The 20,628-nt window shown below is 71.3% G+C and carries 24 protein-coding genes and 1 riboswitch; of the genes, 16 read left to right on the forward strand and 8 right to left on the reverse strand.

Annotated elements, in window-relative coordinates; all coding sequences use genetic code 11:
* The first annotated feature begins 7 nt into the window (after positions 1 to 7).
* On the forward strand, positions 8 to 1,741 hold the full coding sequence (locus IT072_RS09495; RefSeq protein WP_223360711.1) for an APC family permease: 1,734 nt from the start codon (positions 8 to 10) through the stop codon (positions 1,739 to 1,741).
* A gap of 53 nt (positions 1,742 to 1,794) precedes the next feature.
* Positions 1,795 to 2,229 carry a PaaI family thioesterase gene (locus IT072_RS09500; RefSeq protein ID WP_223360939.1) on the forward strand — a complete coding sequence of 145 codons (435 nt, stop codon included), beginning with the start codon at positions 1,795 to 1,797 and terminating at the stop codon, positions 2,227 to 2,229.
* A gap of 24 nt (positions 2,230 to 2,253) precedes the next feature.
* Here IT072_RS09500 and IT072_RS09505 read toward each other — a convergent pair whose 3' ends face one another.
* Positions 2,254 to 3,978, reverse strand: a complete 1,725-nt coding sequence (locus IT072_RS09505) for a long-chain-fatty-acid--CoA ligase (RefSeq protein WP_223360712.1) — start codon at positions 3,976 to 3,978, stop codon at positions 2,254 to 2,256.
* Positions 3,947 to 4,612, reverse strand: coding sequence for an SDR family oxidoreductase (locus IT072_RS09510; protein WP_223360713.1), 666 nt, complete (start codon positions 4,610 to 4,612; stop codon positions 3,947 to 3,949). Before IT072_RS09510 ends, IT072_RS09505 begins: the two co-directional genes overlap by 32 nt.
* A gap of 85 nt (positions 4,613 to 4,697) precedes the next feature.
* Between IT072_RS09510 and IT072_RS09515 the strand changes: the two genes are divergently transcribed.
* The 7 genes from IT072_RS09515 (at position 4,698) to IT072_RS09545 (ending at position 9,405) form a co-directional block, all read left to right on the forward strand.
* On the forward strand, positions 4,698 to 5,003 hold the full coding sequence (locus IT072_RS09515; RefSeq protein ID WP_223360714.1) for a DUF6412 domain-containing protein: 306 nt from the start codon (positions 4,698 to 4,700) through the stop codon (positions 5,001 to 5,003).
* A 68-nt stretch (positions 5,004 to 5,071) separates the two neighbouring features.
* Positions 5,072 to 5,845 carry a YidC/Oxa1 family membrane protein insertase gene (locus tag IT072_RS09520; RefSeq protein WP_223360715.1) on the forward strand — a complete coding sequence of 258 codons (774 nt, stop codon included), beginning with the start codon at positions 5,072 to 5,074 and terminating at the stop codon, positions 5,843 to 5,845.
* 14 nt (positions 5,846 to 5,859) lie between these two features.
* Positions 5,860 to 6,390 carry a GNAT family N-acetyltransferase gene (locus IT072_RS09525; RefSeq protein WP_223360716.1) on the forward strand — a complete coding sequence of 177 codons (531 nt, stop codon included), beginning with the start codon at positions 5,860 to 5,862 and terminating at the stop codon, positions 6,388 to 6,390.
* Positions 6,365 to 6,691 carry a hypothetical protein gene (locus tag IT072_RS09530; protein ID WP_223360717.1) on the forward strand — a complete coding sequence of 109 codons (327 nt, stop codon included), beginning with the start codon at positions 6,365 to 6,367 and terminating at the stop codon, positions 6,689 to 6,691. The genes IT072_RS09525 and IT072_RS09530 overlap by 26 nt, the downstream gene beginning before the upstream one ends.
* Positions 6,692 to 6,779: 88 nt before the next feature.
* Positions 6,780 to 8,105: an MFS transporter gene (locus IT072_RS09535; RefSeq protein WP_223360718.1), complete on the forward strand. Its 1,326-nt coding sequence runs from the start codon at positions 6,780 to 6,782 to the stop codon at positions 8,103 to 8,105.
* A gap of 11 nt (positions 8,106 to 8,116) precedes the next feature.
* Positions 8,117 to 8,686, forward strand: coding sequence for a DUF1697 domain-containing protein (locus IT072_RS09540; protein ID WP_223360719.1), 570 nt, complete (start codon positions 8,117 to 8,119; stop codon positions 8,684 to 8,686).
* A 50-nt stretch (positions 8,687 to 8,736) separates the two neighbouring features.
* Positions 8,737 to 9,405 (forward strand): hypothetical protein, encoded by a 669-nt coding sequence (locus tag IT072_RS09545; RefSeq protein ID WP_223360720.1) that lies wholly within the window; start codon positions 8,737 to 8,739, stop codon positions 9,403 to 9,405.
* Positions 9,406 to 9,447: 42 nt separating this feature from the next.
* Here the strand turns inward: IT072_RS09545 and IT072_RS09550 are convergent, their stop codons facing one another.
* The gene (locus tag IT072_RS09550) at positions 9,448 to 10,452 is read right to left on the reverse strand and encodes an aldo/keto reductase family protein (protein WP_223360721.1); all 1,005 of its coding nucleotides are present in this window, start codon (positions 10,450 to 10,452) and stop codon (positions 9,448 to 9,450) included.
* Positions 10,453 to 10,508: 56 nt separating this feature from the next.
* On the opposite strand from IT072_RS09550, the gene IT072_RS09555 reads away from it, so the two are divergent.
* The gene (locus IT072_RS09555) at positions 10,509 to 11,783 is read left to right on the forward strand and encodes a DNA polymerase IV (RefSeq protein ID WP_223360722.1); all 1,275 of its coding nucleotides are present in this window, start codon (positions 10,509 to 10,511) and stop codon (positions 11,781 to 11,783) included.
* A 3-nt stretch (positions 11,784 to 11,786) separates the two neighbouring features.
* On the opposite strand, the gene IT072_RS09560 is transcribed toward IT072_RS09555, so the two are convergent.
* Positions 11,787 to 12,062 carry a hypothetical protein gene (locus IT072_RS09560; protein ID WP_223360723.1) on the reverse strand — a complete coding sequence of 92 codons (276 nt, stop codon included), beginning with the start codon at positions 12,060 to 12,062 and terminating at the stop codon, positions 11,787 to 11,789.
* A 699-nt stretch (positions 12,063 to 12,761) separates the two neighbouring features.
* On the reverse strand, positions 12,762 to 13,679 hold the full coding sequence (locus IT072_RS09565; protein WP_223360724.1) for an endonuclease/exonuclease/phosphatase family protein: 918 nt from the start codon (positions 13,677 to 13,679) through the stop codon (positions 12,762 to 12,764).
* 105 nt (positions 13,680 to 13,784) lie between these two features.
* Between IT072_RS09565 and IT072_RS09570 the strand changes: the two genes are divergently transcribed.
* From IT072_RS09570 to IT072_RS09595, 6 genes are all read left to right on the forward strand, one after another.
* Positions 13,785 to 14,111: a GerW family sporulation protein gene (locus tag IT072_RS09570; RefSeq protein WP_223360725.1), complete on the forward strand. Its 327-nt coding sequence runs from the start codon at positions 13,785 to 13,787 to the stop codon at positions 14,109 to 14,111.
* A 46-nt stretch (positions 14,112 to 14,157) separates the two neighbouring features.
* Positions 14,158 to 14,268: riboswitch (TPP riboswitch) on the forward strand.
* 35 nt (positions 14,269 to 14,303) lie between these two features.
* Positions 14,304 to 14,924 carry an ECF transporter S component gene (locus IT072_RS09575; protein WP_223360726.1) on the forward strand — a complete coding sequence of 207 codons (621 nt, stop codon included), beginning with the start codon at positions 14,304 to 14,306 and terminating at the stop codon, positions 14,922 to 14,924.
* Positions 14,925 to 14,926: 2 nt separating this feature from the next.
* The gene (locus tag IT072_RS09580; RefSeq protein ID WP_223360940.1) at positions 14,927 to 16,453 is read left to right on the forward strand and encodes an ABC transporter ATP-binding protein; all 1,527 of its coding nucleotides are present in this window, start codon (positions 14,927 to 14,929) and stop codon (positions 16,451 to 16,453) included.
* Positions 16,450 to 17,229 carry an energy-coupling factor transporter transmembrane component T family protein gene (locus tag IT072_RS09585; RefSeq protein WP_223360727.1) on the forward strand — a complete coding sequence of 260 codons (780 nt, stop codon included), beginning with the start codon at positions 16,450 to 16,452 and terminating at the stop codon, positions 17,227 to 17,229. The genes IT072_RS09580 and IT072_RS09585 overlap by 4 nt, the downstream gene beginning before the upstream one ends.
* Positions 17,213 to 17,818, forward strand: coding sequence for an ATP-binding protein (locus IT072_RS09590; protein WP_223360728.1), 606 nt, complete (start codon positions 17,213 to 17,215; stop codon positions 17,816 to 17,818). Before IT072_RS09585 ends, IT072_RS09590 begins: the two co-directional genes overlap by 17 nt.
* 10 nt (positions 17,819 to 17,828) lie before the next feature.
* Positions 17,829 to 18,095 carry a hypothetical protein gene (locus IT072_RS09595; RefSeq protein WP_223360729.1) on the forward strand — a complete coding sequence of 89 codons (267 nt, stop codon included), beginning with the start codon at positions 17,829 to 17,831 and terminating at the stop codon, positions 18,093 to 18,095.
* Between the two features lie 40 nt (positions 18,096 to 18,135).
* Here IT072_RS09595 and IT072_RS09600 read toward each other — a convergent pair whose 3' ends face one another.
* From IT072_RS09600 to IT072_RS09610, 3 genes are read right to left on the reverse strand one after another with little or no spacing between them, the layout of a single operon-like run.
* Positions 18,136 to 18,489 carry a metallopeptidase family protein gene (locus tag IT072_RS09600; protein WP_374758243.1) on the reverse strand — a complete coding sequence of 118 codons (354 nt, stop codon included), beginning with the start codon at positions 18,487 to 18,489 and terminating at the stop codon, positions 18,136 to 18,138.
* Positions 18,490 to 18,491: 2 nt separating this feature from the next.
* Entirely contained in the window at positions 18,492 to 19,556 is a 1,065-nt protein-coding gene (locus tag IT072_RS09605) for a hypothetical protein (protein WP_223360730.1), read from the reverse strand.
* Between the two features lie 39 nt (positions 19,557 to 19,595).
* Entirely contained in the window at positions 19,596 to 20,366 is a 771-nt protein-coding gene (locus IT072_RS09610; RefSeq protein WP_223360731.1) for a hypothetical protein, read from the reverse strand.
* Positions 20,367 to 20,628: the final 262 nt, after the last annotated feature.

The raw sequence follows: 20,628 nt of genomic DNA on the forward strand, positions 1-20,628 counted from the left end.
GGTGCACATGACCGCGACCGTTCCGCAGAGACCGGACGACATCGAGTCGAAGGGGTTGAAGGACGGCGCGCTCGGACTCGTGTCCAGCGTCGTCGTCGGTGTCGCATCCACGGCCCCGGCCTACAGCTTGGCCGCGAGCCTCGGATTCATCGTCGTCGGCGGCACGCTCGCCGCCGGGGTGAAGGCGCCCGGGATCGTCCTCCTGGCGTTCGTGCCGATGTACCTGATCGCCGTCGCCTACCAGGAGCTCAACAAGGCCGAGCCGGACTGCGGCACCACCTTCACCTGGGCCACCCGGGCGTTCGGACCGGTGACCGGCTGGATGGGCGGATGGGGGATCATCGTCGCGGACGTGATCGTCATGGCCAACCTGGCCCAGATCGCCGGCTCCTACTCGTTCACGTTCGTCGGCAGCTTCGGGCTGCCGGCGGTCTCGGCCCTGGCGTCCAACGTCGTCGCGACGACCATCGCCGGCCTGATCTGGATCGCGCTCATGACGTGGATCTGCTATCGCGGCATCGAGATCTCCGCCCGGCTGCAGTACGTGCTGCTGGGCTTCGAGGTCGTCATCCTGATCTTCTTCGCGGTGTTCGCGCTGGTTCGGGTGTACACGGGCACCGCCGAGCCGTACTCGCTCATCCCGCAATGGGACTGGTTCAATCCGTTCACGCTCGACTTCGCCAAGACCATCGCCCCGGCGATGCTGACGGCGATCTTCATCTACTGGGGCTGGGACACGGCGGTGTCGATCAACGAGGAGACGAAGGACCCGGGCAAGACCCCCGGCCGCGCAGCGGTGATCAGCACCCTGCTGCTGCTCGGCACCTACGCCGTCGTCACCGTCGCGACCGTGGCCTTCGCGGGCGTCGGGGACAAGGGCATCGGCCTCGCGAACCCCGCCAACTCCGGCGACGTCTTCTCGGCCATCGGCCCGACCCTGTTCGGCGGGGGAGTCGTCGGCTCGATCCTGATGGCTCTCCTGGGCTTCTCGATCCTGACCTCCGCCTCGGCGTCCACGCAGACCACGATCCTGCCGACCGCGCGCACCGCGCTCTCGATGGCGGCGTACAAGGCCATCCCGACGCAGTTCGCCCGCATCCACCCGAAGTTCCTCACCCCCACCTGGGCGACGATCGGGATGGGACTCGTCTCGGCGCTCTTCTACCTGATCTTCACCTTCATCAGCTCGTCGCTGCTGAACGCGCTGATCGGCTCCATCGGCTTGATGATCGCCTTCTACTACGGGCTCACCGGGTTCGCCTGCGTGTGGTTCTACCGCAAGACGCTCTTCACCTCCTTCCGCCATGTCGTCATGCGCGGCGTCTTCCCGTTCGTCGGAGGCGTCATGCTGCTGGCGGTGTTCGTCTACGGCCTCATCAGCTTCTCGGCGCCGGACTGGCTGACGGACGACAACGGCAAGAACGTCACGATCTTCGGCATCGGCGCCGAGGCCGTGGTCGGCGTCGGCGGCCTGCTGATCGGCCTCGTGCTGATGGCCATCTGGTGGTGGCGCAAGCCGGACTACTTCCGCGGCAAGACCCTTCCGAAGCGATCGCACGCCCTCGTGCTCGCGCCGGCGGGGGTGCCGACCTTCGGCCTCCCCGACTCGACGCCGGCCCGCACCGTCATCGCGCCCGACCGGTCGAATCTTCCCCCTGGGCAGATCCCGCTCAATGCTGAAACACTGGAGCCGATCGAGCCGACCGACGGCCCGGCGACCCCGCGAGAGGACGGCACGTGACGGAACGCCGGCGCATCGTCGAATGGGAGGACCCGGCGCCGGGAGTGGCGGTGATGCCCACGATGTCGGGGCTCGACTACCTCCGGGCGATGATCGCCGGCGAACTGCCCCCGCCGCCCATCGCGGCGCTGATGCGCATGACCCTCACGCAGGCGGACATCGGAACGGCCACGTTCGTCTGCGAGCCCGACGAGTCGCACTACAACCCCATCGGCACCGTGCACGGCGGCCTCGTGTGCACCCTCCTCGACTCGGTGCTCGGCTGCGCGGTCCAGTCGACGCTGGCCCCGGGGCAGGGCTACACGTCCATCGAGATCAACGTCAACTACCTGCGGCCCGTGCTGGCCGATTCCGGTCCCCTCACCTGCGTCGGCACCGTGACCAAACCCGGCAACCGTGTCGCCTTCGCCGACGGGGTCGTCACCGATCGGGCCGGCAAGGTGGTGGCCACGGCGACCGGCTCGCTGCTGGTGTTCCCGATCGGGTGACCGTGGACGACCCCGGCGCGGCCCCTACCCCAGCAGCTGCTCCCGCACCGCGCGGCGGATGACCTTGCCCACGATGGAGCGTGGGAGGTCGTCGACCTGGACGACGGACTTCGGCACCTTGTACGCGGTCAGAGTGTCGCGCGCGTAGGCGCGGATGGCCGCTTCGTCGAAGGAAGCACCGGGCTCCATGACGACGGCTGCGACGACCTTCTCGCCGCTGTGCGCGTCCGGGAGACCCACCACGGCCACGTCGGCGACGCCCTCGAACGAGCGGAGGGCGTCCTCCACCTCGGTGGGCGCGATATTGAAGCCGCCCGAGATGATGAGCTCCTTGATGCGGTCGACGATGCGGACGAAGCCGTCCTCGTCCATGGTGGCGATGTCCCCGGTGCGGAACCAGCCGTCCGCCGTGAGCACCTTGGCGGTCTCATCCGGCTTGCGCCAGTAGCCCGAGAACACCTGAGGTCCGCGGGCGAGCAGCTCGCCCTCCTCGCCGAACGCGCGATCGGTCTGCGGGTCCTCCGGATCCGCGATGCGCAGCTCGGTGCTGGAGAGAGGGAGCCCGACGGTGCCCGCCTTGCGCCCGTCGCTCACGGGGTTGGCCATGAGCACCGGCGAGCACTCCGAGAGGCCGTAGCCCTCCACGAGGTAGCCTCCGGTGCGCTTCTCCCACTCGCCGACCACATCCTGGGGCAGGGCCATGGCGCCGGAGATGGCGATGTCGATGCCCGCGAGCGAGACCTTCCGCTTGTCGGCGGCCTGGACGAGGCGGTCGTAGATCGGCGGGACGGCCGGGAGGAACGTGGCCGGGCGCTTCTTGACGACATCGAGCACCAGGTCCGGGTCGAACTTCGGGAAGAGCACCAGCCGGGCGCCCATGCTCATCGCGAAGGTGAGGCACAGGGTGAGCCCGTAGGCGTGGAACAGGGGGAGGACCGCGTACACCACGGATCGACCGCGCTCGACGGCGGGGACCCAGGCGCGGGCCTGCGCCGCGTTGACCGTGAGGTTGGCGTGCGAGAGCATCGCGCCCTTCGGCAGCCCGGTCGTCCCGCTGGTGTACTGGATGAGCGCGAGATCGTCCGCCTGCGGCCGCGGCGACGAGGCCTTCAGCTTGCGGCCGGAGAGCAGCTGCTCCCAGGTGACCGTGCCCGAGACCTTGGTCGTCAGAGCCTCCCGGGCCTCGCGGGCCTTACGGACGGGGAGACGCAGGGCGAACCGCTTGCCCGCCGGCATCGCCGTCGTCATGTCGACCGAGATCACGGTGCTGACGCCGAGGTCGGCGGGGAGGTCCTGCACCGTCGCGGCGACCTTGTCCCAGACGATGGCGACGGTCGCGCCGTGGTCCTCGAACTGGTGGCGGAGTTCGCGCGGAGTGTAGAGCGGGTTGTGCTCGATCACAACGGCGCCCAGCCGCAGCGCGGCGTAGAAGGCGACGACGTGCTGCGGGCAGTTCGGCAGCACGAGCGCTACGCGGTCGCCCTTGCGGACGCCGCGCTTGCGGAGACCCTCGGCGGCGCGCGCGATCTGCTCGCCGAGCTCGGCGTACGTCGTGGTCGCGCCGAAGAACTCGAGAGCCACGTGGCTGCCGTAGGTCTTCACGGACTCGTCGATCAGGTGGGCGAGGGAACCGGCGGGGACGTCGACGTCGGCCGGGACGCCGGGCGCGTAGCTCGCGACCCAGGGGCGTTCGCTGTAGATGCTCACGCGCGCAAGCCTACGCGGGCGCGGCGAGGGCCCGTACGGCATCGTCCAGCGGGGTGTCGCCCGAGACGACCTCCCACACCTTCCCGATCGTGCCGGGCTCGGCGAGGCAGGCGGCGATGAGCCGGGCGACGTCCTCGCGTGGGATGCTGCCGCGCTCGACGGACTCGCCGAGCGTCACCCGGCCCGTGCCCTCGTCGAACGTGAGCGCGCCGGGTCGCAGGATGGTCCACTCGAGCCCCGAGCGCCGCAGTGCGTCGTCCGCGTCGCGCTTCGCGTCCACGTAGGCGCGCCAGTCGGGCGCGGCGTCGTCGGCCACCGGGTTGTCGACGCCCCAGGCGGACACCTGGACGAAGCGGCGGATGCCCGCCCTCGCCGCGGCCTCCGCCGACTTCACGGAGCCGAGGTAGTCCACCGTGCGCTTGCGCTCGACGCCCGAGCCGCCTCCCGCGCCGGCCGAGAACACGACCGCGTCGCAGCCCTCGAAGGCCGCAGCGAGCGCGTCGACGTCGGCGGTCTCGATGTCGACCAGCACGCCGTTGCCCCCGAGTCGGTACACGTCCTCCGCGTGTTCGTCGTTGCGCACGACCCCGACGAAGTCGTCCCCCTGGTCGTAGAGCACCCGCATGAGCTGCTGGGCGACTTTTCCGTGGGCACCGACGATCGCTACTCGAGACATGACTCCATCTTGCTCCCTCTCCGGCGGGGTGCGCTCACGGCGAACGTGCACAGACATCCGCGCGGGATTTTGTTAGCGTCGTCACATGTCGGCCGTCCTGGAGCTCCTCGCGCATCTCGTCGCGTCGGCCCTGGGCGTCTCGTGGAGCGTGAGCGGCCCGGCGGGCATCATCGCCGCCGCCGGAGTGGCGGGCGCCATCGGCCTGGTCGCGGCCGTCGCCGCCACGTCGCTGCGTTCCGTCGCCGCCCTCGCCGCCTCGCTGCGCGGGCGCACGGTCTGGTCCCGGCCCGCCGAGCCCGAGGTGGCCGCGCGCGTCGAGAGCGCCTCCCACCCCGACACCGACGGGCGCCCGCGCCCGCGAGCGCCGGGATCCCTCCTGCCGGCCGTGTAGTCGGGGCGTGCTGCCCCTGCACTCGGCCAGACGACTCCACGTCCGTCCGACAGCAGGGAAACACACCCATGGACCTCTTCTCCTGGCCGCCCGTCGCGGCCCTCCTCGACGGGGCGTACCGCCTCGTCACCGGCGTCTCCGACGCCGTCGAACCCTTCGCCGGCACTGCGGCCGGCATCGTCGCGATCATCGTGCTCACGATGCTCGTCCGCGCGATCCTCCTCCCCGTCGGTGTCAGCCAGGTGCGCGCGGAGTATGTGCGCCGCCGGTTGGCGCCGCAGCTCGCCGCCCTCCAGAAGAAGCACGGGGCCGACCGCGAGAAGCTCGCACAGGCGACCGTGGAGCTCTATCGGAGGGAGCGCACGTCGCCCTTCGCCGGGATGCTCCCGCTGCTGGCGCAGATCCCGGTCATCTCCCTCGTGTACGCGGTCTTCACGCACGCGACCATCGCCGGACACCCGAACGAACTGCTGGGGGAACGCGCGTTCGGGGCCCCGCTCGGCACGAGCTTCCTGGGACTGACGGGAGCGGGACCGGTCTGGCCGGCGATGGGTGTCTACCTCGCCGTGCTGGCACTCATCGCGGTCGTGACGACAGTCTCCCGCCGCGTGCTCGCCCTCCCGCAGCCCGAAGGGAGCGCCGCGCCGTCGGGGATGGTGCGCGCGCTGTCCTTCCTGCCCTACGTCACGGTGGTCTTCGCGGCGTTCGTCCCGCTGGCGGCGGCCGTGTACATTCTGACCTCGACGGCGTGGACCGTCGCGGAACGCTGGCTGCTGCGTCGCCTTCTCGACCCCGCGCGCCGTCGACCGGAGGGGACGGCCACGCCATCGACGTCGCACTGACCCCTGTCCCCGAGTTGACGACGGAGCGTCTGCGCCTCGTCCCGCTCGGCCCCGAACACCTCGAGGGGACCTGGGTCGCGCTCCAGGATCCGGAGGTGCTCCGCCTCACGGGCACCCACGCCTCCTTCACCCGCGACGGCGTCGCCGCGTGGCTCGCCGGACTCTCCGCGCGCGACGACCGGGCGGACTGGGCGATCCTCCGCGCGGGCGACGACGAGCACATCGGCGAGGTCGTTCTCAACGATCCGGACGCCGACAACCGCTCCGCCGGATTCCGCATCGCTCTCGGCGCGCCGCGCTGGTTCGGAGCGGGCTACGGGACCGAGGCAACCCGCGCGGTGCTCGCGCACGCCTTCACCACGCTCGGCCTGCACCGGGTCGAGCTGGAGGTCTACGCCTTCAACCCCCGCGCGCAGCGGGCCTACGAGAAGGCCGGATTCGAGCTCGAGGGCCGGCGGCGCGACGCCCTCCGGTGGGACGGCGAATGGGTCGACACGCTCGTGATGGGATGCTTATCGAATGTGGAGACGCAGCAGGAGGACTGACGGTCGCGACGAGTCGGAGGGCGGCGCCGGGGGCGGTGCCGGCGCCCTCGGCGTCGGGGTGCAGGTCTACGTGCGCGAGAGCGATCCGCCCGCCGGCGACGACTGGGTCGGCGAGCCGACGGGCGTGATCGTCGCACCGGGGGAGCGGAGCCTGCGCAGCGTGTCCCTCCCCGCCGACCGCCTGACGACGTGGGTGGTCGCGTTCGGCGAGCCGCAGTATCGGCGCGACGGACGCGGCCCCGTGGAGACGGCGACGATGCCCGCCTCCCGCCTCGTCGCGGCCGAACCCGTCGGTGACTGATCTTCCGTCGACGCCATCTCTCATTGATATTGGATGTCGCCTATAGGATCCGTTATGATCCTGCATACGCAACATCGAAGGAGATGACGTGACGAACGACCACGCCACCGACACGCGCGAGGAGAGCCGCAACCTCCGCCGTACCGCCGTCGCCGGGATCATCGGCAGCACCGTGGAGTATTACGACTTCACCCTCTACGGGCTCGCGGCGGCCCTGGTCTTCGGGCCGCTGTTCTTCCCCGGGCAGGACCCGGCCACCCAGGTCATCAGCTCGCTCCTGACGTTCGCCGTCGGGTACCTCGGCCGCCCCGTCGGAGGCCTGCTCTTCAGCCACTTCGGCGATCGGTTCGGACGCAAGCCCATGCTCGTCGGCACCCTGATCCTCATGGGTGCCGCGACCGTCGCGATCGGTCTGCTGCCGACGTACGGTGCGATCGGGGTGTGGGCGCCGATCCTCCTCGGCGGCTGCCGGGTGCTGCAGGGGATGGGGGCCGGCGCCGAATACGTCGGCGCTCTGGTGATGATGGCGGAGAGCGGTGACCGCCGTCGCTACGGACTGCGCGTCTCGCTGCCCGGAATGGGCGTCTTCGCGGGCATCGTGCTGGCGACCGGAGTGTTCGCGGTCATCGCGACGCTGCCCGAGGAGTCGCTGCTGACGTGGGGCTGGCGGGTGCCGTTCCTGGCGAGCGTCGTCACCCTGGCGATCGGGATGTGGATCCGCGTCGGCATCCGCGAGACCGAGGAGTTCCAGCGGCTGGCGACGGAGAAGCGCACCACACGGCTCCCCGTCTGGGAGGCGATCCGCACCCAGTGGCGCGAGATCCTGATCGGGTTCGGCCTGAACGGACCGTATCTGGCGTTCTCGTCGTTGACGCAGGTGTACCTGCTCTCGTACCTCACCGGCCCGCTCGGGCTCCCCGCCGGGATCGGGCTCACGGCGAACCTCGTGTCGTCGGCGCTCGCGATCGGAACCGTTCCGCTGTTCGGCTGGCTCGGCGACCGCCTCGGCCGCGGCCGGGTCTGGCTCTTCGGGTCCGGTGTGTTCGTCCTGTTCGGGGTGGCGGTGTTCGGCCTCCTCGCCACCGGCGACCCGATCGTCATCATGGGGGTGATGGTCGTCGGGATCAGCCTCGGGCTGGCCTCGATGTATGCGGTGCAGGGCGCGATCCTGACCGCGTTGTTCGAGCCGCAGCACCGTCTGACCGGTGTGGTCCTGGTGCGCGAGCCCACTGCGGCCCTCGTCGCGGGGCCGGCGCCCGCCTTCGCAGCGTGGCTCGTGCTCGCAGCGGGCGGCGCGACGTGGCCGGTCGGTGCGCTCTACATCCTCAGCGCGCTCGTCGCGGCCGGTTCCCTGTTCGCGCTGCGCGGGCGCTCGGCCCACGCAGCGTCTGCGGCGGTGGGCGCGGCCTCCTGAGGCGACGTGCGATGCTGGAGGGACCGACGACGGTGAGGAGCACGATGCTGGGTGTGGGTCTGGTCCGGGGGATCAACGTCGGCGGCGCGGCGCGTGTGTCGAAGAGTGAGCTCTCGGGGGCTTTCGAGGACGCGGGGCTCGCCGACGTGACGACGCTCCTCCAGAGCGGCAACGTCGTGTTCTCGACGACGTCCGCGCCCTCCGCGGACACCGCCGCCGCCGTCGAGACGGCGCTGCATGCCCGTTCCGGAGTTCGGGCGCGCGTGCTCCTCCTGACCGAGCGGCGCTTCCGCGACGTTGCCGCCGCCAACCCGCTCACGCGCATCGCCGCCGACGACTCGCGGTTGGTGGTGACCTTCCTCGACCACGACCTCCCGGACGATCTCGAACTCCCGTCGGAGGAGGCGACGGCGCCGGAACGGATCGTCGCGGGTGACCGTGCGCTGTACCAGTGGTGTCCGCTCGGCGTGTCGAAGTCGGTCGTCCCCGCAGCCTTCTGGCGAGCGGTGGGCCCGCTGGCGACGACCCGCAACCAGCGCACGGTGGCTCGGCTCCTCGCCGAGCTCGATCGGCGGGCCTGAGACCGAGGCGGCCTCTGTTCCGGCGAGGCGGGCGATCCTACAATGACGGCATGTTCGTCGAGGGCACGCTTCGATGGCAGGTCACCGAGGACTGTCCCTGGGACCTGCTGATGGCCCTCGCCGTGCGCGATCTCGCCGGCCTCGGCGCGGCGGGGGATCCGGTGCTGCCGCGGCTGACCCCGGCCCTCGCGCCGGTTCTCCGGGCGAACACCGGCTCGCATCCCGTGCATCCGTCGCTCGGCGGCGGGCACGGCCGGAGCGCGCGCCGTGTACCGGGAGTGCCCGGAGAAGACCCGCTCGCCGAGCAGTGGCGCGCCTGGTTCGAGGTCGCCGTCGACCGCGAGCGGCGCCCGGCGGGCGGGATGCTCCGCCCGCCGCACTTCGAGGCCTTCGACCGCGCCCTCGAACTGCAGGACGTCGTCATCGAGCACTACGACGTCGCGTCGACGTGGGCTCACGAACGCCACGCCGAGTACGTGCAGGCGAGCCTGCTGAACCATGCTCGGCGGGCAGCCGACATCGTCGACGTGGTGCGCGAGCGCGAGCACGAGCTGCGGCGCCAGGCCGGGTACTTCCGGCTCGACATCGACGTGCTGCCCCTGTCGAGCTCCGGCGCCTGGATCGTCGGGCCGCACACGGTGGTCGTCAGCGCCAGCCTGCGCGATGACTCGGGCGCGTTCCGCGACTGGTTCCGGCCGCTGGTGTCCGCGCTCGTCTGAGGCGGGCACCGGCGGCCGGACCGGATCCGGTCGCCGGTCCGCTCAGGCGGGGCGCGTGGCCGGCGAGATCGTCTGCGCGGGGTCGGTCTCGGCCACGTCTCCGATCGCCTCGTCGATGCGGGCGAGCACGTCGCCCGACAGGCGGACGCCCGCGGCGGCCGCGTTCGAGGCGACCTGTTCCGGGCGGGATGCTCCCACGATCGCTCCCGCGACGTTGGGGTTCTGCAGCACCCAGGCCACGGCGAGCTGCGCCATCGTGATGCCGAGTTCGTCGGCGATCGGGCGGAGCCTCTGCACCGCCGTCAGCACGTCGTCGCGCAGGAAGCTCTTGATCGCGTTCGCCCCGCCCTTCTCGTCGGCGGCACGGCTGCCCGCGGGCGGCTGCTCGCCCGGCGTGTACTTGCCGGTGAGCACGCCCTGCGCGACCGGGGACCAGACGATCTGGGAGATGCCGAGCTCCGCCGAGGCCGGCACGACCTCCTTCTCGATGACGCGCCAGAGCATGGAGTACTGCGGCTGGTTCGAGATCAACGAGAAGCCCAGCTGCTTCGCCAGGGCGTGGCCGGCACGCAGCTGCTCCGCGGACCACTCGCTCACGCCGATGTAGAGCGCCTTGCCCGCGCGCACGATGTCGGCGAAGGCCTGCATCGTCTCCTCGAGCGGTGTCTCGTAGTCGTAGCGGTGAGCCTGGTAGAGGTCGACATAGTCGGTTCCGAGACGCTCGAGCGATCCGTCGATCGACTCCAGGATGTGCTTGCGCGAGAGGCCGACGTCGTTGGGCCCCTGGGGCCCGGTCGGCCAGTAGACCTTGGTGAAGATCTCGAGCGACGCGCGGCGCTCGCCCTTCAGCGCGTCGCCGAGCACCTTCTCCGCCGCGGTGTTCGCGTAGGCGTCGGCCGTGTCGAAGGTGGTGATGCCGGCGTCGAGAGCGGCGCGGACGCTGCGGGCGGCGGTGTCGTTCTCGACCTGGGAGGCGTGGGTCAGCCAGTTGCCGTAGATGATCTCCGAGATCTTGAGCCCGGAGTTGCCGAGGTATCTGAATTCCATGCGGATCACGCTACTCGTCGGCGGCGCTGTCGGCGGAAGGTGGCATCCTGGAGGGTGTGGGACGAGCGGATGGCAGCGACCGGCGGGTGACGACCGCGGCGGTCGACGACTCCACGGCCACCGTACTGCACGTCGACATGGACGCCTTCTTCGCCTCCGTCGAACTGCTCGACCGCCCGGACGCCCGCGGCAAGCCCGCGATCGTCGGCCACGCCGGGGGCCGAGGCGTGGTCACGAGCGCGACCTACGAGGCCCGGCGCTTCGGCGTGCGCAGTGCGATGCCGATGTCCCAGGCGCTACGGCTGTGCCCGACGGCGATCATCCTGCCGCCGCACTACGAGAAGTACACCGAGTACTCGGCCCGGGTGATGGAGATCTTCCACGAGGTGACCCCGCTGGTGGAGCCCCTCAGCATCGACGAGGCGTTCCTCGACGTGGCCGGCGCACGGCGTCTGCTCGGCTCCCCGCGCCGCATCGCCGAGCTGATCCGGGCGCGGGTCCACGAGGAGACCGGCCTGACGTGCTCCGTCGGCGTCGCCGGTACCAAGTTCATGGCCAAGCTCGCCTCGGGTCGCGCCAAGCCCGACGGGCTCCTGGTCATCCCGCCCGCCGATACCCTTGCCTACCTGCGCCCGCTGCCGGTCGGCGCGCTCTGGGGCGTCGGCGCCAGCACTCAGGCCTCGCTCGAGCGGATGGGGATGCGCACGGTCGCCGACCTCGCCGACGCGCCGCTGAGCGTGCTCGAACGCGCCGTCGGGCAGGCCGGCGCTCGCCGCCTCCACGATCTCGCGAACGGCCGCGACGCCCGCCGCGTCATCACCGAGACCCGCGAGAAGAGCGTCGGCCACGAGAACACGTTCGGCGTCGACGTCGACGAGCCGGACGTCCTGCGCCGGGAGTTCCTCCGGCTCTCCGGGCGGGTGGGAGAGCGTCTGCGTCGCCACGGGCTGGTCGGCCGGACCGTCGCGATCAAGGTCCGCTTCTCCGACTTCCGCACCATCACCCGGTCCCGCACGCTCGCCGAACCCACCAACGTCGGCCGCCGACTCTTCGAGGAGGCCTGGCAGATCTTCGAGGCCCTCGACCTCGACGTGCACGCCACCCCGATCCGTCTCATCGGTGTCCGCGCCGAGCAGCTCCTCGACGCCGGCGGCGACGCGCTCGCCCTCTGGGACCCGGACGAGGAGTGGCGCGAGACCGAACGCGCCCTCGATGCCGTCAGCGCCCGCTTCGGACGCGGCACCATCGGCCCCGCCTCCCTCGTCCGCCGCTCCCGCGAGGCCGAGGACGAGTCGAAGGACGGCCGCAACCCGCGCTGGGTGAGCGACTGAGTCTCAGAGCGGCAGCACGAACAGTGTCACCACCGCGCTCACGGTGAAGAGCACACCGTTGACCGCAGCGAGTGCCAGCAGGAGCCCCGCTCTCCCTGTCGTCCGCAGCATCACCGCGTAGCGCACCACGTTGATGAGAGCGACGCTCGCGAGGATGGGGAACAGCATCGCGGGGACGACGAGCGCGGCCACGACGAGGAGCGTCACCGCCACGACCGCACCGATGCCTTCCGTGCGCGGATTCATCGTCGTGCGCGTCGGCCGGCGGTCATCGCTCACCCGATTCCACAGCGGGTGTCACCGTGCGCTGCGACGGATGTGCCGACGACGCGAGCGCAGTAGATCGGTTCTTGAAAACCGGCTACGAGAGCGAATCGGAACTTGTATGCGCCGTACGCGTATCCGCCACCACCGCTGACTCCCGCGGCGGAACTCGTACGTCCGACGTAGGACCATCCGATGAACGATGTCGACCCTCCTCCATCGACATAGCGCGCGCTCGTGACGGTTGCTCCGTTGTAACAGATCTGGCCCGTCGTCCACATGCTACCCAGGGTCTGACCGATCGAATTGTAGAAGGCGGATCGGGCAGTGTACGAGTAGCACCCTGAGGCCGCACGGGAACGAGCATCGCGCTCGCGCTCGAACTGATCGCTTGTCGTTGAGACAGTTGCGACCTCGCTCGCGGCGCGCACGAGCGCTTGCTCTCCGGAGGACATCGCGTCGAAGGTGGACTGCGGTTCGGGGCTGACTGCGAGCTGAGCGAGCAGTCGGCGGGCTTCTCCATCAGTGGCGATCATGGGGGAGGCGGCTGCTGGCAGTGTGGGACCCAGTGACAGGACGAAGGCGACCACGGCCGCTGCGGTCACAGTGACAGAGCATCTGAGTTTTGGCATGACGATTCCTTTCGGTCATCACCTTTGATGACGTGTGTCAAGAATGTCAGATCTGGAGGATTTAATCGACAGCGTCGACGTTCTACCGCAACCCCACCTCGATCCCGCGGTGGTCGCTCCCGTTCTCCGGGAGCACGACGCTGCTCACCGTGGCGAGGCCGCGGGTCAGGGCGTGGTCGAGGCGGGCGGCGGGGAAGGAGGCGGGCCAGGTGAAGCCGAGTCCGAGCTCGCTGTCCGGCTTCTCGCCGAGTTGGGTGAGGAGCGGCGCCAGCGTGCGGTCGGTGGTGGCGGTGTTGAAGTCGCCGATCACGAGCAGGCGGGTCGCGTCGTCGCCGGCGATCGTGCCGCTCAGCTCCTTCAGCATCTCGTCGCGGGTGGCGCTTTCGCCGGGGCGCACCGAGGCGAGGTGCACAGCGTAGACGCGGGTGATCCCTCCCGGGGTGTCGACGTCGACGCGGAGGGCGCGGTCCCAGCCGAGGCCGAGGTCGAGGCGCTGCTCGCCGGAGAGCGGGTGGGTGCTCCAGAGACCGACGGTGCCGACGATGGCCCGATACGGGTAAGCGGGGTCGAGCACGTCGGAGACGGCGGAGCGTGTGGTCGCGTCGAGTTCCTGGAGCGCGATCAGGTCGGGGGAGCGGGCGGCCAGATCGCGGGCGATGCTCGCTGCTTCGGGGTTGCCGGCGCGGATGTTCTCGCTCACGACGGTGAAGGCGGGGGCGCCGACCGAGGCGGCCGGCAGCATCGCGGTGCCGAACAACGACCACCAGACGGCCGCCGCGGTGGCGACGCCGAGACCGGCGAACAGGGACAGCCGGAACAGTGCGGAGAGGCCGAGCACGGCGATCAGCGCGGCCGCCCAGGGCAGGAACGACTCGACGAGGGAGGCGGCGCCGCCGATGTCGGGGAGCATCCCGTGCCAGAGCAGCAGTGCGGCGACCGCCAGTGCTGCGATCCCGGTGAGGACGCCTCGGGGGCGGCGGCGGGTACGGGACGATGGCACCCGATCGATTATTCCGGCCCCGTTGCTGAGAAGCCGCCGCGAACGCCGGGAAGAGGCTGCGAAGCGCCCTGGTCATCCTGGGAGGGCGGCGGGTACGGTGAGGGCATGACCAACATCTCGCTCAAACTCGCCGAGACCGTCAGCTCGTCGGGCGTCAAGTCCGTGTACGGCGAGCCCGTCGTCATCGACGGCACGACGATCGTGCCCGTCGCCGCCGTGCAGTTCGGATTCGGGGCCGGGGGCACCGACGACGAGGAAGGCCCGGGCGGGGGCGGTGGTGGGGGAGTCGCGATCCCGTTCGGCGCCTATGTGAGCGACGCGGCGGGCGTGCGTTTCCGGCCGAACCTCATCACGCTGCTGGCGGTGGCGATCCCGTTCGTGTGGGTCGCCGGTCACGCCTGGTCGCGCGTCATCCGCGCGCTGAAGAAGTAGACGCGGACGCGGTGACGTCACCGGCGGCGTGACGTCGCACTAGACTGATCGCGAACACGGGAGTCCGGTGAGCCGGGCTGAGAGGAAGCTTCTCCAAGCTTCGACCGTCGAACCTGATCTGGATCATGCCAGCGCAGGGAGGCCATCTCTGAATCCCGTGCCCTCTTTTCCACGAGCGAAAGGGCACGAACAGTGCACGCAACCATCACTCCGTCCGCGACGCGCTCCGCACGCGTCCTCCGCTGGCGTGTCGTCGACATCGTCGTCGCCAGCGTCGTGGCCGTCGCCGCCGGCGTCGTCTTCTGGGTTTGGGGGCAGGTGCAGAACCCGATCTCCGGACCGGTCAGCGCCGTGCTGCCGGGCTTCCAGGGTCTCCTCAACGGCCCCTGGCTGTTCGCCGGCGTTCTCACGGCGCTGATCGTCCGCAAGCCGGGCGCCGCACTGTACGGCGAGCTCGTCGCGGCCATCGTGTCGGCGCTGATCGGGACGCAGTGGGGCTTCGCGACGCTGCTCTCGGGCCTCGTGCAGGGCCTCGGTGCCGAGATCGTCTTCGCGATCCTCCTCTACGCGAACTGGAAGCTCGTCCCGGCCATCCTCGCCGGCGCCGGCGCCGGGCTCGCCGAGTCCGTCCTCGACCTCCTGTACTGGTACCCGGGCGCCAAGCCGGAGTTCGCGATCGTCTACACCATCACGACGACGCTCTCCGGAGCGCTCGTCGCCGGGCTGCTGTCGTGGCTGCTCGTCCGCGCGCTCGCCAGGACCGGGGCCCTGAGCCGGTTCGCGGCCGGGCGCGAAGTGACGGGGCGGGTCTGACCATCGCCTCCGTCACCCTGGGACAGCCGGTCCCGGCCGCCGTTCGGGTCGGCGGCTGGGGCTGGCGTTACTCCGGGCGGTCCGCGTGGGCCGTCCGCGACCTCGCGCTTACCATCGAGCCCGGTGAGCGGGTGCTCCTCCTCGGGGCCTCGGGCGCGGGCAAGAGCACGGTCCTCGCCGGACTCGCCGGTGTGCTCGGCGGGGACGACGATGGCGAGTCCGAAGGGCTGATGGAGGTCGACGGTCGCCAGCCTGCTCGGGCGCGCGGGACGACCGGCCTCCTGCTGCAGGATCCGGACGCGCAGGTGATCCTCGCGCGCGTCGGTGACGACGTCGCCTTCGCGTGCGAGAACCTCGGCGTCCCTCGGGAGCAGATCTGGCCGCGCGTGCGTGCCGCCCTGGCCGCCGTCGGACTCACGGTGCCGCTCGACCACCCCACGTCGCAGCTCTCGGGCGGTCAGAAGCAGCGTCTCGCCCTGGCCGGGCTGCTGGCGATGCGTCCCGGCCTCCTCCTGCTGGACGAGCCGACCGCGAACCTGGACCCCGACGGGGTGCACGAGGTGCGGGACGCCGTCGCCGCTGCGCTGGACGCGACGGGCGCGACCCTGGTGGTCGTCGAGCACCGCGTCGCGGTGTGGCGCGATCTCGTCGACCGCGTCATCGTCCTGGCGGCGGACGGCGGCGTGCTTGCGGACGGTCATCCCGACGCTGTGCTCGCGGACGCGGGGAGCACTCTGCGGAGCGCGGGCGTGTGGCTGCCGGACGACATCGTCCCGAAGGCGCCGACCGTGACCCTGGGCGAAGCCCTGCTCACCGCGCGCGAGCTGGCCTTCGGCCGCGGCCCGGCCGTCGCCCGTCGGCGACGGAGACGTCGATCCGAGCGTCGCTCTCCGTCGGTCGTCGCGCTTCCCGAGCGAGTGTCCGTCGATCTCGCCGAGGGCTCCGCGATCGCCCTCACCGGGCGCAACGGCGCGGGCAAGTCGACGCTGGCCTTGACCTTGGGCGGCCTCCTGCCGGTGCTCGGGGGCGCCCTGCGAGCCGAGCCGGCCCTCGCCGCCGGGGCGGGCGCGGCGCCGGAGGGCTGGCGCTCCCGCGACCTGCTGACCCGGATCGGCAGCGTGTTCCAGAACCCGGAGCACCAGCTGGTCGCCTCCACCGTGCGCGACGAGCTGGCGGCGGGGCCGCGAGCGCTCGGGCTCACCGAGCGGGAGATCCGCGACCGCGTCGACGACCTCCTGGACCGGCTGGCGTTGAGCGCTGTGGCGGACGCCAACCCGTTCACGCTCTCCGGCGGGCAGAAGCGACGGCTGTCGGTCGGCACAGCGCTGGCGACCCGGCCGCGGCTGCTCGTGCTCGACGAGCCGACGTTCGGGCAGGACGCGAACACGTGGCGCGGGCTGGTGCGCACCATCGCCGAGCTCCGCGGCTCCGGCCACTCGATCGTGACGGCGACGCACGACACCGAGTTCATCGCCGCGATCGGCGCCACGGACCTTCCGCTCGGGTCGGCACGGGAGGTGGCGGCGTGACCCTGCTCGAACCCGTCCGCAGCGGACCGCTCGCGACGCTCAACCCCGTCGCCAAGCTGGGTGCCGCCCTCATCGTCACCGCGGTGCTCCTGGTCTCCATCGATCCGGTCTCGGCCGCCGTCGCGCTCGCGCTGGAGCTGGTGCTCGTCGCGTTCTCCGGCATCCCGGCGCGTGTGCTGCTGCTGCGCACGGCACCGATCTGGATCGCGGCGCCCCTCGCCGGGCTGACGACCGCGCTCTACGGCCGCACAGCCGGCACCGTCTATCTGCAGTGGTGGGCTGTGGAGGTGAGCGACGGCTCGCTCCTGCTGGGGCTGGCGACGATGCTCCGCATCCTGGCCATCGGCCTGCCCGCCGTCCTGCTCTTCATCACGATCGATCCGACCGATCTCGCCGACGGGTTGGCGCAGCTGCTGCGACTTCCCGCGCGTTTCGTGCTCGGGGGGCTCGCCGGGCTCCGACTCGTGGGTCTCTTCGCCGAGGACTGGCGGGCGCTGACCCTCGCCCGGCGCGCCCGCGGGATCGCCGAGAGCGGTGCACTGCGGCGCATGCTCGGTCAATCGTTCGCGCTCTTCGTGCTCTCCATCCGTCGCGGCAGCAAACTGGCGACGGCGATGGAGGCGCGGGGATTCGGGTCCGCCTCGGCGCGCACGTGGGCGCGGCCGTCGGTGTTCCGCGGGCGGGACTGGGGGGCCCTCGTGGTTGCCGTTGCCGTCGCAGGAGCGGCGGTGGCGGTCGCCGTCGTCGTCGGGAGCTGGAATGTCCTGGGACGCTGAGCGGGAGCGGCTGGACGCCGCCGTGCGCGCAGCGGTCGCCGCGGCGGACGGTCGTGCGCCCGTCGTGCTGATCGACGGGCCGAGCGGAGCGGGCAAGAGCTCGCTCGCCGATGACCTCCTGCGCGCGTGGCCGGCTACCGGACGGCCCCGACTGGTGCGCATGGACGACCTCTATCCGGGATGGGACGGCCTGGACGCGGGAAGCGCCGCTCTCGGTCGCGACCTGCTCCTCCCGCTCCGCGCCACCGGTGCCGGCCACTGGCGGCGCTGGGACTGGGCGGGCGATCGGCCGGCGGAGCGGGTCGCGGTGCACGGCGCGGACCCGCTGATCGTGGAGGGGTGCGGGACGCTGGCCCGGGCGAACGTCTCCGCGGCGGACCTCGCCCTGTGGCTCGATGCCGACGACACGCTCCGCAAACGGAGGGCACTCGACCGCGACGGTGAGACCTTCGCCCAGAACTGGGACCGCTGGCAGGCCGAGTTCGAGGCGTACCTGCGGCGCGAGCGTCCCCGCGACTCCGCGACGCTGCGTCTGGATGTGACGGACTGGCCGCTCGGCGCGGCCCGCGTGCCGAGCGCGGAGGACTAACCTGGAGACCATGAGCGAATCACAGGCACACGATCCCGAGTACATCGTCGAGTACGCCGATGGTCCGCTGGTCGGCACCGCCGAGCGCCGGTACCTGGTCGACGGCAAGGTGGACGAGCGGATCGGCGCCGTCGCCGCGGTCGAGGGACTGGAGTCCCTGTTCTGGTACGTGGCCGGCGCGGAGCGGGAGGTCAACGGCGAGAAGCACGTGACGTACCACTTCGATGCACCCGACAGCGACCCGGTCGAGGCCGACAAGGACGAGGAGTCCCTCTAGAGTCCGTCGAGCGTCGTAGCGCGGCTCCGGTCGGGACGCGCTACGCCCAGCCCAGCTCGTGCAGGCGTTCGTCGTCGATGCCGTAGAAGTGCGCGATCTCGTGCACCAGCGTGACGTGGATCTCGTCCCGCAGCTCGTCGACCGTCTCGCAGATCGCGAGCAGCGGCTCCCGGTACAGGATGATGCGGTCGGGCATCTCGCCGAAGCCGTAGGAGTCGCGCTCGGTCAGGGCGACACCGTCGTAGAGGCCGAGGAGGTCGAGTGAGCCGTCCTCCGGGCGGTCCTCGACCACGAACACCACGTTGTCGAGGCCGTCGATCATTTCGTCCGGCAGCTGGTCGAGCTCCTCGGTGACGAGGGCCTCGAACGCGTCGGCGTCGAGCGGGAGGCCCACGGTCACCACGCGTCCGCGACGGCGGCGTGCAGGTCGAGCAGGCCGGTGGTGCGCTCGCTCGGTCCGCGCCCGAAGCCGCACTCGGTCGCGACGCCGAATCGTGCCTGCGCGGTGGACGCCGCCGCGATCCTCCGGCGGGCGCCCTCCTCGCCGTCCTCGTGGTGCAGCAGTCCGAGGTAGAGCTCGGTGGTCTCCGGAACGGCGACGTCGCGCAGGGGAGAGAAGAACTCCGTGTCGTCGCGATCGATCGGCACGGGCAGGTGGACCCAGCTGATGCGTCGGCCCGCGCCCTCGACGATGCCGCGGGTGACGGCGGCGAGCCAGCCCGCGTCGGCGGGCTGCACGAAGTGGTGCTCCTCGACGTCGCCGTAGCAGAGGTGGAAGCCCACCTCGACGTCGTCGGGGACGGCACGCGCTTGGCGGATCGACCGTTCGACGACGCCGTCGAGGACGTCGGTGAACCACGGCTCGATGCGACCCTCCAGCAGGGCGAACTCGACCGCCGTGTCCCACTGGATCGCGAGACGCTCGTGCGGGATGCCGTCGACGATGCGGGCGAGCTCACCGAGGAGTGCGCGCTCGTAGGCGGCCTCGAAGGCGGCCCGGTCCTCGGGGACGATGAAGGCGCCGGCGATCGCGGCCGGGGTCGGGAGGGAGACCTGGAATCGCGTCGCGGGCGCGAGCACCCCGTCGTCGACGAGGCGGGCGAAGGTCGCGAACGACTCGAGTGCGGCGGAGGCGTAGCCGAGGTCGGGGAAGACCAGATCGGCCGCCTGCACACCGGCGTCCACGCGGAACGGCCGTCCGTCGAAGGTGTCCCGCAAGAAGAACGGCTCGATCGGCAGGCGCGACAGGCCGGCCATGGTGTCGAAGCGGCGGGTCTGGAACTGGATCCAGTAGAACCGCTCGCCGACCTCGCCGTCCGGGATGCGGCGCATCCGGTCGCCGAGGTGCGCTCCGACGGTGCGGAGGACGGTCTCGGCATCGGGGAGGTTGACGCTGCCGACGAGGTGGGCGCCACGGACCTCCGCGGCGCCGACGGACGAGTGCGGGGGAACGGTGCTCACCCGCGCGAGTCTACCGACACCGCGCGGGCGCGCGCCCGCTCAGTACCAGTTGACGGACTGCGAGTGCGACCAGGCCGAGCACGGGGTGCCGTACGAGCGCGAGATGTAGTCGAGGCCCCACTTCACCTGGGTGGTGGCGTTGGTCGCCCAGTCGGTGCCGAAGCTGGCCATCTTGCTGCCGGGGAGTGCCTGCGGGATGCCGGTGGCGCCGCTGCTGCCGTTGGAGGCCTGGTAGTTCCAGCCGGACTCCTTCTGCCAGAGGCTGCTGAGGCACTGGAACTGGTCGTCGCCCCAGCCGTACTGCGAGGAGGCGATGCTGCGCGCGGCGGACTTGGCACCGTCCGGGGTGTTCGCGGCGGCGGCCGCGGCTGCGGCGGCCTCGGCGGCGACCCGGTCGGCCTCGGCGCCTGCGGCGGCCAGCGCGGTGGTGGCGGCTTTCGTGGCGTCGATGGTCGTGCGCAGCCTGCTGTCGTCGAGCTTCGCGTACGAGTCGAGGCCCGCGATCGCGGTCTTGGCCGCGGAAGCGTCGGTCTTTGTCTCGTTGGCCGCGACGGTGGTCTGTGCGCTGGCGAGCGTCTGCTTCGCCTCCGCCTCGAGGCGGTCGCGCACGATCTTGTCGTAGATGGAGAGCTGCTCGCGGTGCAGCCCGGTCGAGTCGGAGAGCTCCCGGGTCGAGCGTTCGCTCTGCTGCTGGGCGCTGAGCGCGGGGCCGATGAGACTGGCCGACATGAGGACGGCGGCGGCGCCGGTGACGATGCGGCCGAAGGGGATGTCGGTCTTCTGGATGGCGTTGCGAAGGGTGCTGAGCATTCGGTTCCTGGGTCGGGCTTCCCCGCCCTGGTGGCCTCCCCGGGCTCCGGGCAGGCGCGACCGTGCCGCGAGGGGGTGCGGCGGGCGGGCTGGAACCCGCGTCGGCACGCACGGAAGCGCCCGGTGGACCCGTGGTCCCGAGGGCGCGCGACGTGCGGCGCGGGGTGCGTCACGACGACGGAAAGGCGTCCGGGTTCGAGGGGGGTCGGGGAGGGCGCACGCGGCGTGACACGGACGGCGTTCGATGCCGTCGACCAGCTAC

This window comes from Leifsonia sp. ZF2019 (genome assembly GCF_019924635.1).
In the GTDB taxonomy this organism is placed as follows: Bacteria; Actinomycetota; Actinomycetes; order Actinomycetales; family Microbacteriaceae; genus Leifsonia.